This is a genomic window from Cupriavidus necator A5-1, assembly GCF_000744095.1.
Lineage (GTDB): Bacteria > Pseudomonadota > Gammaproteobacteria > Burkholderiales > Burkholderiaceae > Cupriavidus > Cupriavidus necator_A.
On record NZ_JQLI01000001.1, the window covers coordinates 972,147 to 984,917 of the forward strand.

Consider the following 12,771-nt stretch of genomic DNA (forward strand, 5'->3'; position numbering starts at 1 on the left):
CCGGCGAAGAGGAAGGGTCCGCCCCGCTCGGAGATTCATGCGGAACAGGGTAAGCCCATCATGCTGCCGGTGACGGCAGGCGAACCGTAAGGAACGCTGTTGGCACGGTGGGTAAAGGAATGCGGAGAAAGCGAACGCCCGGCTGTAATGGCCGGGATACGGGCTGCAACATTGCCCGACACGAAAGTGGGCAGACTTCCGCAGGGTCATTCATGGCGAGAGAACTTTGACCAACCGTTATACGAGGGAAAGCAGATGACGGCGTACGATGCGAAAGTGTCGGGAGCTGGTGCGTCCTCGCACGCTGCACAGATGTGGGATCAGGCGAACTGGCCGCACATTGAGGCAGAGGTGAAACGGCTTCAGGTGCGTATCGCCAAGGTGGTCCGGGAAGGCCGATGGAGCAAGGTGAAAGCCTTGCAACGTCTGCTGACCCGCTCGCATAGCGGCAAGATGTTGGCCGTGAAGCGTGTGACGGAAAATCGCGGTAAGAGGACGCCGGGGGTGGATGGCAGGATATGGTCGTCCCCGGCGGCCAGATGGAACGGAATGGTGTCGCTACGTCATCGCGGCTATCGGGCGATGCCGCTGCGGCGGGTTTACATTCCCAAGAGTAACGGCAAGAAGCGTCCGTTAGGAATTCCTTGTATGCGGTGCCGGGCGATGCAGGCTTTATGGAAGCTCGCTCTGGAACCCGTCGCGGAGACTCTGGCGGATGCCAATTCCTACGGCTTTCGGTCCGGACGCTCGACCGCCGATGCCATCGAGCAGTGCTTCAACGTTCTGGCTAAGCGTGCCTCGCCAGAATGGGTTCTGGAGGGTGACATTCGAGGCTGTTTCGACAACTTCAGTCATTCCTGGTTCCTGGAGAACGTACCGATGGATAAGGGGGTTCTGCGAAAGTGGCTTCAGGCCGGATATATCGATGAGGGAACTCTGTTCGAGTCGCGGGCGGGTACACCCCAAGGGGGAGTTATCTCGCCCGTAATCGCGAATATGGCGCTGGATGGGCTTGAAGCGGCAGTCCATGCAAGTGTGGGAACATCCAAACTTGCTCGCAGCAAGGCTCAGCTCAACGTCGTCCGTTATGCCGATGACTTTGTGGTGACTGGCGTGTCGAGAGATGTGCTGGAATCCCGGGTGCTTCCCGCGGTCAGGCAGTTTATGGCCGCCCGAGGTCTGGAACTCTCGGAAGAGAAGACCAGGATCACCAACATAGCGGAGGGTTTCGATTTCCTTGGCCAAAACGTGCGCAAGTACGGCGGCAAACTGCTGATCAAGCCAGCGAAGAAAAGTATCAAATCGCTGCTCGACAAGGTCAGGGAAGTCATCAAGGGCAACGCGAGTGTCACCCAAGAGGCGTTGATCCGTAGGCTGAACCCGATCATTCGGGGTTGGACTATGTATCATCGCCACGTCGTGGCAAAAGCGACCTTCTCAACGATCGACTCGCACATCTGGCACCTGCTCTGGAAGTGGGCAAGACGTAGGCACCCCACGAAAGGAGCCCGGTGGGTCAGGAAACGTTACTTCCGGTGTGACGGACATCGGTCCTGGGATTTTGCAACGAAGGGTTCGACCGAGGATGACACCTGCGGCCTGCAACTCTTCCGCGCAGCGACGGCCGCCATCCAGCGCCACATCAAAATCCGGGGACTGGCTAATCCGTTTGATCCGGCATGGGACATCTACCTTGCCCGCCGTCGAACCGCGAAACGTTCCGCCGGGCTGTCCGGTGCCACCCAGTGGCGCTAAAGGAATGGCTTGAGCCGGATGCGGGGCGACCTGCACGTCCGGTTCTGAGGGGGCGGCGGCGCAGTAATGCGTCGCTGCTACCCGACCAGGTCCACGGGGCGAACGCGCGAGAAAAGACGGTGCTGTGCAAGCAATTGTGCCGTGACCAAGTCGCAGCGTTCTTCGCCAACCTCCCGACCCGCCTGATCGGGATGGAATTCTGCGGCAGCGCGCACTACCGGGCTCGCAAGCTGCAAGCGCTTGGCCATACGGTGCGTCTAATGGCGCCGCAGTTCGTGAAGCCTTATGTGAAAAGCAACAAGAATGACGCGGCCGATGCACAAGCCATTTGCGAGGCTGTGACGCGACCGACAATGCGGTTTATACCGATAAAGAAGGTCGAACACCAGGCAGTGCTCTTACTGCACCGCGTGCGCCAGGGTTTCATAAAGGCTCGCACCGCTCAGGCCAACCAGATTCGTGACCATACTGGCTGAGTATGGCCCTGGTTGTGCCGCAAGGCATTGCCTACATCGCCCTGCTTGTGCCGGATCTGATCGAAGACGCGACTAACGATCTGCCTGGCGCGTTCCGGCAGCTTATCGACCGACCGCTCGAGTACCTCAAGTTGCTAAGTTGCAAGACAGACAGGTCGACGAGATCGAGACTCAGATCATAGCCTGGCATCGTAAGGACGAAATCAGCCGCCGACTCGAACAGGTGACTCCCCGCACATGCCACATTACCGACATGGCGACGACGCGACGCACGTCGCCGCCACGTTCGTGCTCAAAGACCGAGGTCGCTCAACCCCGGATGATCGTCGGGACGACGGCCCAAGGGCCAATGAAACTTGCGCTCCGATTCCTTTATCGGCATGTCGTTGATACAAGCAAAGCGACGTTGCATCAGTCCGTCTTCGCCGAACTCCCAGTTCTCGTTGCCATACGAACGGAACCAGTTGCCGGCATCGTCTCGCCACTCGTACGCATAGCGCACTGCAATCCGGTTGCCACCGAACGCCCACAGTTCCTTGATCAGACGGTAGTCGAGTTCCTTTCGCCACTTGCGGTCGAGAAACGCCTGCGCTTCTGCCCGGTTGTTCGCAAACTCCGTGCGATTACGCCATCTTGTATCGAGCGAATAGGCGAGCGCGACCTTTGCCGCATCCCGGGTGTTCCAGCCATCTTCCGCAAGTCGAATTTTTTCTTTGGCCGTTTCCAGCGTGAACGGAGGAAGCGGCGGGCGAACTTCATGTTGTTGCGATGACATATCAACTCTCCTTTACGAGGCACCTTATTGGGCTTTAGTCTTCGAAAAATCAAAACGGCCGGGTCGGCAGATACTTGCCGTTGAGCGTGATGATCGCGCGCTCGCCGCCTTCTGGATCCTGCACCGTTTGAATATCGAGCTTGAAGTTGATCGCGCTGATAATGCCGTCGCCGAACTTCTCGTGAACGAGCGCTTTCAACGTCGAGCCGTACACCTGCACCATCTCGTAGAAGCGATAGATGGTCGGATCGGTCGGCACGCCGCCGGGAATGCTTCCGCGAACTGGAATGATTTGCAGCAGGCGAACCGCCTCGTCGTCGAGCCCCAGACGCTCGGCAACGAGCTTCGCAGCCTGCTCAGGCATCGCATGCTGGCCGAGCAGCGCAGCCGTTGTATAAGCGACGCTCAGGCCCGTGCCTTCGTTGATGGCTTCGAACGTCAAGTTCTTGCGGGTTTTCGCGTCGATGATGTTATCGGTCAATGCCTCGCGCGCGTGCTGCCTGGTTTGCGATTGGGTCATGATGTTGCTCCTTGAATCAGTGAAGGGAGTAAAGCCGGTAGGCGGAAGGGATGTGTCGATCTTCAATGCGCCGCGATGCACTCGGCAGGCGTCGCGGTGACGTCCGGATGCTCCGCCAGCGAAAAGAACTGACGCTTCGCGTTATCGAAGGCGTCGATGGAGCCCGATTCGATGTCATAGACCCAGCCATGCAGCTTCAGGCGACCTAGCAGGCCGCTGAAATACCTCCAGCGGACGTCAGCGCGGGGACTGGCTGGGGCGTTGATCTGAGGAGTCCATCCAACCCAAGATTTCATGCGCGGCGCAGACACCTTCACGGAGAGCTTGTTCACTATGCGGCGGCTGGATGATTTCGTGCCGAAGTCCCATCCGCTGCGCTCGATCCGCACCATGGCGAATCAGGCGCTAGCGAAGATGGACCGGTTGTTCGCGCAGATGTATGAAGCCGATATCAAGGGCGGCCGGCCCAGCATCGCGCCGGAGAAGTTGCTGCGGGCCATGCTGCTGCAGGTGCTCTACAGCGTCCGGTCAGAGCGTCAGCTCATGGAGCAGACGCAGTACAACCTGCTGTTTCGCTGGTTCATTGGCTTGGCCATGGATGATGTGGTCTGGGTGCCCACCGTGTTCAGCAAGAACCGCGAACGGCTGATCCAGCACGACGCGGTAATCGAGTTCTTCAATGAAGTGTTGGCCATCGCGCAGAAGAAGGACTGGCTGTCGGGCGAACACTTCAGCGTGGACGGCACGCTGATTCAGGCGTGGGCAGGCCACAAGAGCTTCGTGCCCAAAGACGGCGGCGACAATGACGATAACGACGGCGCTAACTTCAAGGGGCGCAAGCGCGGTAACGAGACGCACGAGTCCAAGACCGATCCCGATGCCAGGCTCTATCGCAAAGGCAAGACCGCCAGTGAGTTGCGCTACATGGGCCATACGCTGAGCGACAATCGCCACGGCCTGGTGGTCAGCGCCATGGTGACCAATGCTGACGGATACGCCGAGCGCGAGGCCGCGAAGGTCATGCTCAACGATGCCAGGCAGGTGGCTGAGGACCTCGATTTGGAAGTCACCGTGGGCGCGGACAAGGGCTACGACGCGGAGGAGTTCATTCAAGCTTGCCTGGAGATGAAGGTGACGCCGCATGTCGCACAAAACACCTCGGGGCGGCGCTCGGCCGTCCCTGATGCCATCGCACGCAGCGAGGGTTATGCCATCTCGCAGCAGAAGCGCAAGCTGATTGAACAAGGTTTTGGATGGGCCAAGACCGTTGGGCGCATGCGTCAGGTGATGGTGCGCGGACGGAAGAAGGTCGACCAGATGTTCGTGTTGAGCATGGCCGCCTACAACCTCGTACGTATGCGTTCCCTGGGACAAATCCGTCCGCTGTCGCAGTAATCGCGGAAATGAGGCTGGAAATGGGCGTCAAATCACCGAAAAAATCGATGAAGTGACGCCAGGTTCCCGGATTGTGAAAAATGGCGAGCCCTTCAGCCTTGTAGGAAGAAACTTCGCCTTTTGTGCGGTGAGTACTTCAGCAGCCTGCTTCTATGATGAGTCGGAAGGCAAGAATTTTTACGCAAATTGATCCAACTTCTTCCTTAATCTAGCTCGCGCTTACCACAGGCGTCTGTCGCTGTTGTTCACCAGTTTCAAAGTTCCCGGTCATCTTTACGTGAGACTTCGACGTCCCACCAACTTCTATCCGCTGGTATTTGCCCAGCCCAATCCTGCATGCGCGTTGCGCTAAGGCGACCTTGATGCGAGAAGCCCCATCTAGTAGTGTCGGTTGCGTTTGCAACCAGCAGGCTGCACGGGCTTGTCTACTTCGAACTGACTTGCGATATGACGGACAGGAGCAGCTAATGCGAGCGTTGCCGCCATGCCTTCAAACTGCTGCCACCTCGCCGGCTGAACGTTTTAATCCTGTGGTCTTGCTGTTTTTCAGAAGCGCTCCCTCGGGTAGGATTCCATGCGTCAGATAGCGCCACAGAGCGATGACCAGCCGTCGCGCCACCGCGACTATAGCGATGCGCTTGCCCCGCTTGTTCTGGCTATTGCCTTGGGTGCGCTGCACGTACCACTGCGCCATCGCACTGCCGGGCTGATAGCGTAACCAGAGCCACGCCATTTCGATAAGCAGAGAACGCACGCGCCGGTTGCCCTGCTTACTGATCCCCTGGTCGACCCGGCTCTGGCCGCTGTCGTACGGCTGCGGCGCCAAGCCGACACAGGCGCCCACCTGCCGGCGGTTGTCAAAGCTGCGCCAGAACAGCTCGAGCACCAGTCGTGTCGCGCCGACCGGGCCAACCGCCTTGAGCCGTTGCAGGTCGGCAATACGCTTTTGTGCGGGTTCCGGCAATTGCCTGACCAGGTCTTTTTCCAGTGCAGCGAGTTGCTGCTGGGCTAAGGCCAAGCGCTGACACTCCCGGGTCAGCCGCGCATGCAACTGCGCAGGGATTGCCGCGCCGTCGTAGCAGGAGATTTCTCCCTTTGCTAGCCGCTTTGCGATATCGCCTTCGACGTCTTGCCAGCAACCCACTGTTCGCAGCAGCTTGCGTATCCGGTCGCGGTGCTGTAGCGTTTCTTTTTGAAGTTCACCCCGGTCGCGCACCAGGTGCCGCTGGGCTTCGGTTTCAACGGCCGGTACGCGAATCACGTGCATGCGGTCATGTTCGCCGCGCAGCCAGGCGCGCAGGCACAACACCAGCTTGATCGCATCGAGTCGGTCGGTCTTGGCCCGCCGCGCGTGCCGCTCCACCGGGATGCTGGCGGGGTCGCAGATCACTACTTCGTATCCGAGCTTCGATAGCGCCCGCTCGATCCAGAAGCCGTCCTGACCAGCCTCGTACAACACGACGGTGCGCACGCCAGGGCCAATTCCCCATTTCGTCTTGATCTTCTCGATCGCTTGCATCGCTTCGTCCAGGCGGCATGCCGGAACTTTTGCAGCTACAGTCTGGATCGCAGGCTTCTCCCGTTTGCCGTCGTGCAGGGCGATTTTCCAGGTGTTGTTGGACAGCTCCAGGGCCACTGCCAATACATCTTCTGCGGGCATAGTATGATTGATACGGGTCGGTTGCATGACGTGCTCCAAGGTGAATGGGTCGCACCTTTACTTTAGGATCGCTTTGCGTGCGTTACCGACCCGCCTTCATTCATAGGATCTAGCGCGAGCGCCAGCGCGACGGAAGGATGAGTCTTGAGGTTGTTCAGTTGAGCGATGACGTTCTCGCACACCATCGAGTCGATGCGCTCGCGCTCGGTTGCATGCTCGCGAGCATCGTTGACGAGCTTCGCTGAGTCGGCATAGCACAACCAGTTCGCGACGGCGGGCATGTGATCGAGACACTTGCTGGTGGCGACAGCTGTCATCGCGCCGCAGTCCGAATGGCCGCAGATCACGGCATCGGTCACGCCCAGCGCGGCAACCGCATACTCGACGGTGGCTGAAACACCTCCCGGCTCAGGGCCGAACGAAGGCACGATATTGCCGGCATTGCGCATCACGAACAGGTCGCCCGGTTCGCGCTGTGTGACCAGTTCGGGCACCATGCGGCTGTCCGAACATGAAATGAACAGCGTTCGCGGCGTCTGACTGGTCGCAAGCTTCCGGAACAAGTCCTTGCGCGCCGGGAATACGTCCCGTTGAAACTTCAGAAAACCGTCGATGATCTCGTGCATGATTCGCTCCGTTCAGTGACGCAGTGCGATGCGATGAACAAAGAATGGATGCAATCAGCAATAGTGTCCAAGATCGGTTTATGATCCTGACGATAGGAAATATCAATAGTTACGAGGCCCGCATGCTGCTGCGTCATATCCGCTCTAGCGGTCGCTGAACACCGGAATTTCACGCGCGCTGCCGAGGCGCTGCACGTTTCGCAGCCGACGCTCTCGCAGCAGATCAGGCAACTGGAAGACACGTTGCGCACGCAGTTGCTCGACCGCTCGGGCAGGACCGTGCAGCTGACGGATGCGGGCGCGGCATGGGCACGCTACGCGAAACTCGCGCTACAAGACATCGATGCGGGCATGAGGGCGATCCACGATGTGGGCGAGTTGAGCCGCGGCAATCTGCGTCTGGCCGTGACGCCGACATTCACCGCGTATCTGGTCGGCCCCGTTATTGACCGCTTCCATGGCTCGCACCCGGGCATCGCGATCGACATTCAGGAGATCCCGCAAGATCAGATCGAAGCCCAGCTCGCCGACGACAAGCTGGACGCAGGCATCGCCTTCGAACCCGTTCATGCCGCGGAAATAGGGAGCCAGCCTTTGTTTCAGGAGACGCTGAGCCTCGTGGTCAGCGGAGGCCATGCGCGTGCGACGCGCCGCAAGCCGCTGGCCGCGCCAGACTTCGCGAAGGAACCACTGGTTCTGCTGAACAATGCATTCGCAACGCGTCGCTATATCGACGAATACTGCGCACGACAACGCGTTCGTCCGCTCGTTGCCATCGAGGTGAGTTCAATCAGCGCGATCTTTGAGATCGTGCGCCGCGGGCAGCTCGCCACCGTATTGCCAGACGGGATCGCTCGTGAGCACCGCGAACTGCATCCCGTGCCACTCGACCCCCCGCTGCCCGCCCGCACAGCCGCGCTCCTGCAGCGCAAAGACGCCTACCGAACCGCGGCGAGCGACGCGTTCGTCAAGGTATTGAAGGAGAGCTTCGAACGTCATAGCGTCAACAGGCGGTAGCGCGCCGAGGCGCGCTTAAAACAGAAGTACCTGGAGACGGTGGCTTTGAGTATTTCCTTTCCCCTGCCCGACAGCTGAACACTTGCTGACTGTGACCGAACCAGGGATGGCCGTTTTACCTCAAGACCTGCCGCTCGTCGGTTGAGGCCTGCAACGGCAGCGTTGGGTCGCGAAAAGCCTATTGGAGGCGGCGATGCCGCGTGACGAGATAATTTCGTGAACGTGAAATTACGGATTTGGTACCGCTCATCTGCCTCTGCCGCGTGCCAAACCGGGCGGTGGATCAGGTTTCCCAGTCCGGTCACCTTGGAACCGGGTTTTTGGTGACACGTCTCAACGCGGTCGCTTCGCCTCGGAGAAAAATGGATGCAGACCGCGTAGACCCCACCACAAGCAGGGGCTGCACGAGTTTTCGTAAGGGTTTATACTACGTCCGTCTCCTCCCTTTCTCCTCAAGGGATTCGTGCCCGCCATTGCAGCGGGCTTTCTTTTGCCGGCGCTCCAAGGCGCCGTTGAGTTCCGGGGCCTGACGCGCACATTGCGCTCGCTGGCGGCAGGAAGGCATTGTCCAGCGTGGACGCGCATGGCGGTAGCTAAGCTTTGTGACCAGGCGAGTCCAGGTCGACAAAGCGGGGACGAACCATGCCCATTTGCCTCGGCGCTTTGCTGTGGACAGCCCGGCAGCTTCACGCAAGCAGCGTGAACTGCTGGACTGATCAGACGCTCTCCGACACAAGACTCCCTGCAACGAGCGCGTGGCGGCTCGTCAGCATCCGCCGCGTCTGCGGGACTGTGCCGATTCTGCAGGCGGTGATGCATCGTCTCGCAGCGGATCAACATCATCGCCGCGGGCTCCTCAGCCGCGCCGTCAGGTTCCGCGGCGACTCGCAGATAGACTTGCCGTGAGACAACGGCGATGATCACAATGATGGCGCCGACGCCGAGTGCTCGGACGGCGATGCGCAGGTATGGCGCCATGGCGAAATACACTGGATAAGCAAGAGGCGATGGGCTGCGAGCCTACACGAGGCTGTCTCGCGACGATGTCACGCCTTGGCAGGATTGACACGATCCGTTTTTGCCGCAGCGCCAGGGCTTGTGCATTACGTGACACCGAGCGGCGGTGATGAAAAGTATCCCGGTAATCGATCGAAGCCTTACCGAGCGGCCACTACTGGGCCGTGCCCACGCCCCCTTCCCGCTGGACGGTAGCAACGGCCACAATGAGGTGTTTCCCGGTGCCCATTGCATCAGCGGCGGCAAGTAGGCACCTTCTACAAGAACGGCGAGGAAGTCTAGGCGTGCATTGCCGTCTATGCAGCCGCCCATTTCGATTTTTCTGACCCAACGCCTGCGCGTCGACGCCCGCCACCGGCGGACACCCCTGCTCTTCGTCTCCAATCAAAACATAACACCCCAAGCCACAGTAAAATTTCGCTCTTCGGGCGTTATGTTAAAAACGCACCCTAATGCCCCCGAGCAAACCAAAGATTGGCCACGCCGCAAGCGGCCCGCAAACCGTTCCCTGCTGCGGCCCAAGGGGCCTCTAACTGCTAGCGTACCTCGCCGCTCTCGGATAATGCGGCAAGAGCAAGGAAAAGGCTCGCCTAATCATTAAAATCGGATGCGCTAGCCGACCATGCGATCAATCGCGTCGACGAGCTCATGCCGTGGGCTGTAGCTGACCAGCTTCCTGTCCGCTCATAACGCTGCCCGGAACTACGTCAATACGGTACTCACGCACCGCTTACTGGGAAGCCGCGCGCTCTTGTAACGCGATATGCTTGTTTGGTCGCCAGATTTCGTACATCATGCTCGCGCGAGCATTGGATTAATCCCTGTCAGATTCCATCGGGCAAGTCCCGAGCGTGCTTAGGGTTAGCGGCAATTGGAATCTGGCAATCCCCACCTAGGAAGGAAGTCATGACTGTTGCGAAGAAAGTCGCGGCAAAAAAAACTGCAGCTGTGAAGAAAGTCCTTGCGAAGAAGGCTGCTGCCGCCAAGACAATTGTTCCAAAGAAGGCGACCCCTGCAAAGAAGGCAGTGCCCGCTAAGAAGGCTGCTGCGAGGAAGGCAGTGCCCGCTAAGAAGGCTGCTGCGAGGAAGGTCGCGCCCGCTAAGAGGGTTGCCGCCGAAAAGGCCGTGCCGGCTAAGAAGGTTGCCGCCAAGAAGGCCGCACCCGCTAAGAAGGTGGCTGCTAAGAAAGTAGTCGCCAAGAAGGCGGCGGTGAAAAAAGTCGCACCGGCGCAGAAGGTCGTCGCGAAGAATACGGCTGCCAGGCTGTTCTCTTTCGGCATTGGCGGCTTCGGGGCGGCGCTTGCCAAACGTTGACGTTCGCGACGTCTTTCTCGGCCAACGGCTGAAGTCGGATTTCTGCGCGGTCTACGCGTCAGCGATGGCACTTTCGCTCTGTGGCGTTCCGACCTCCAAGCAGCAGGCATGTGCGATGTTCGGAGTCAGACGCCGCGGTTGGTGTCCGCCAGACCATGGCACACTGCGAGACGTCCTGGAATCGTCCGTGCAAGGTCTTTCCGTGACCGTAAGGAAGCACGCCGGTCGCCACCCCAAGAGCCTATTCGCATTGCTGCGCCAAAAGCTCAATTGTTCGCCGGCAGTCATGCTCACAGCCACGTGCAAGCTACTCAAAGAGAATGTGTCTGCGCACCATGCATTTGTAGCGACGATGGCGACGCTGGATGGCATTGGGGTCGTGGACTCCCTTGCGTCCGTGCCCCGGCGCGACGCCAAGTGTAATGCTTGGATTCCCTGCGCCCAGACGGCGTCTAATGGTCTTCTACACGTCGCCAACGCTCGCTGGGCAATAGATTTATCCGCCCCACTCTACACAGTTGACTTCGCATTCACCTCATTCCATGAATAACGCGATTGAAGAACTGAAGAAGTTCGTCCGCCGGAAGAACACGGCTTTTTCAAAGTATGTGGCGCTGGATATCGAGAAATCCGGCCCCACGATACAGGATGAACTTGTGCATTTCCTGAGTACGACGATGGACCAGGTGCGGGTGAACAAAGCACTCGACTGCACGAGGCGCGTTCTCGCCATCGCAGATCTCGAGGACTTCGAGATGTTCCGGGAAGGGGTCTGGAAACGTGAAGCCACGCGCGGGATGGCCTACGACAAGCAACGCGATCATACGGCGCACACGCTTAACAACTGGTTACTGGGATGGTACTTCTACAGCCACTCTGACAGGATTTATTCGGCCATCAACACCGCCATCGAGAGGCGTGACTGGAACCCGAGCGCTTCCCACAAGTTCTCCTTCGATCAGTATTTTGGCCATACGTGGCAGTACACGAGTCTATTGCACGATATCGGATACCTGTTTGAAGGGTCCATCACAAGCATGGATACCGGAAATCAGAGCAAACAGGCGGAAATCGGCCTGCGAACTGCGGACGAGTACTTCACGATGGCGTTCTGGAAGCAAACGGGTGCCACCTCGGTCCACGCGCATCCAGAGTTCCGAAAGTTGGTATCGATGCCCGACGCGCCGCAGGAAGCATCGTTGTCCAAGATTGCGATCTACCTGCGTGCCCTCGGGCGGCTCAACAACCTGGCGAAAGAGGTAGCGGCCGATCTTCAACATTCTGCAGGAAAGCGGAGATCCGCTAAATTGGAACTGCCAGGCGATGCATTCGATTTGTGGCAAGCCCATTTCAAGCATTTTGGACAGGCGGATGCGGCTCAACGCATTGAGGACTTGCAAGCCGCGTTCCTCGAAGACGTGACCAAGGGAATGCCCGGCGCCGACATTCGTGTCTTGGATCACGGCGTGTGCAGTGGCTTGCTGCAGCTGAAGATTGCGACATTCTTCTACAACTTGTTTGCGAACTTTGACAATCTTGAAGACGACGGTGGGGAGTATTCGCCCGCCGCTGTGGCAGCAAAGATGAGAGCTCGTGAAGACACTGTTGCCGTACCTCATGACTACGAGTTCTGGTGGAGCGGCATAGTGTGGGCCAGTGCATCGGCAGCCTTGCACAACATTCAACAACGCGGCGAACGATGGGCATCCGGCGTGAAGGGACGCACACTCGCACTCGCCGATGAGCCACTGACCTACCTCGGGATCCTCGTCGACTGCATTCAGGACTGGGACCGGTACTTCGTCTATGACTCCCGTACCCGGAATCCGGTACAAGGAATTGAGGTCGACCTCGGACATGAGCAAGGCAAGATTATGATCAAGGTGCCAGCCCCACTCTTCAAGAAAATGACCGAGGACCTCGATAAGGCCCTCTCGGATTGGACCGAGATCGTAACGCTCACAAGTAAATAGAGTGAGGCGTAAGCAATGCCCCGTGCTTTGCTTACGACGGTAAAAACCCCAGCTTTCCGATGGAAATAGCTGGGGCCTGTCTCAGATAGCGGGGACGGCGCTCGGAGCACAGGGACCCTCGACCGCAGCGCGTTTCCGGTCCGGACTACGATATGGCTAGGTGGCTTCGCGGCTGCTAGGATCCATTCCCGCGCATCGGCGACTACGTGAGCCGATAGCTTCGTTGCTCACTGCCGACCCAAT

Annotated in this window: 8 protein-coding genes and 3 pseudogenes; 6 read left to right on the forward strand and 5 right to left on the reverse strand. The window is 58.9% G+C overall.

All coding sequences use genetic code 11. The features are described from left to right. Positions 1–255: 255 nt before the first annotated feature. Complete coding sequence (gene ltrA / locus K307_RS04395) at positions 256–1,755, forward strand: group II intron reverse transcriptase/maturase (RefSeq protein ID WP_042876565.1); 1,500 nt, start codon at positions 256–258, stop codon at positions 1,753–1,755. A gap of 44 nt (positions 1,756–1,799) precedes the next feature. Beyond that, positions 1,800–2,457, forward strand: a pseudogene (locus tag K307_RS45525) (IS110 family transposase); the annotation flags it as partial. 66 nt (positions 2,458–2,523) lie between these two features. On the opposite strand, the gene K307_RS04405 reads toward K307_RS45525, so the two are convergent. The 3 genes and pseudogenes from K307_RS04405 to K307_RS45530 all read right to left on the reverse strand — a co-directional run. Beyond that, positions 2,524–3,006: a DUF1348 family protein gene (locus K307_RS04405; protein ID WP_042881301.1), complete on the reverse strand. Its 483-nt coding sequence runs from the start codon at positions 3,004–3,006 to the stop codon at positions 2,524–2,526. 49 nt (positions 3,007–3,055) lie between these two features. After that, the gene (gene cynS / locus K307_RS04410) at positions 3,056–3,526 is read right to left on the reverse strand and encodes a cyanase (protein ID WP_042876567.1); all 471 of its coding nucleotides are present in this window, start codon (positions 3,524–3,526) and stop codon (positions 3,056–3,058) included. Between the two features lie 62 nt (positions 3,527–3,588). Further along, a pseudogene (locus tag K307_RS45530) lies at positions 3,589–3,732 on the reverse strand (carbonic anhydrase); the annotation flags it as partial. A gap of 88 nt (positions 3,733–3,820) precedes the next feature. On the opposite strand from K307_RS45530, the gene K307_RS04420 reads away from it, so the two are divergent. Next, on the forward strand, positions 3,821–4,921 hold the full coding sequence (locus tag K307_RS04420) for an IS5 family transposase (RefSeq protein ID WP_042876572.1): 1,101 nt from the start codon (positions 3,821–3,823) through the stop codon (positions 4,919–4,921). Between the two features lie 490 nt (positions 4,922–5,411). Here K307_RS04420 and K307_RS04425 read toward each other — a convergent pair whose 3' ends face one another. Together K307_RS04425 and K307_RS04430 are read right to left on the reverse strand one after the other, a co-directional pair. Continuing rightward, positions 5,412–6,608, reverse strand: coding sequence for an IS110 family transposase (locus K307_RS04425; protein ID WP_051974647.1), 1,197 nt, complete (start codon positions 6,606–6,608; stop codon positions 5,412–5,414). 35 nt (positions 6,609–6,643) lie between these two features. Next, positions 6,644–7,207, reverse strand: coding sequence for a carbonic anhydrase (locus K307_RS04430; RefSeq protein ID WP_329955789.1), 564 nt, complete (start codon positions 7,205–7,207; stop codon positions 6,644–6,646). 122 nt (positions 7,208–7,329) lie between these two features. On the opposite strand from K307_RS04430, the pseudogene cynR reads away from it, so the two are divergent. The 3 genes and pseudogenes from cynR to K307_RS04450 all read left to right on the forward strand — a co-directional run bounded on the left by cynR (position 7,330) and on the right by K307_RS04450 (position 12,528). Beyond that, a pseudogene (cynR, locus tag K307_RS04435) lies at positions 7,330–8,224 on the forward strand (transcriptional regulator CynR). 1,923 nt (positions 8,225–10,147) lie between these two features. Next, entirely contained in the window at positions 10,148–10,555 is a 408-nt protein-coding gene (locus K307_RS45540; protein ID WP_196251520.1) for a hypothetical protein, read from the forward strand. Positions 10,556–11,097: 542 nt separating this feature from the next. After that, on the forward strand, positions 11,098–12,528 hold the full coding sequence (locus K307_RS04450) for a hypothetical protein (RefSeq protein ID WP_042876575.1): 1,431 nt from the start codon (positions 11,098–11,100) through the stop codon (positions 12,526–12,528). The last annotated feature ends 243 nt before the right edge of the window (positions 12,529–12,771 follow it).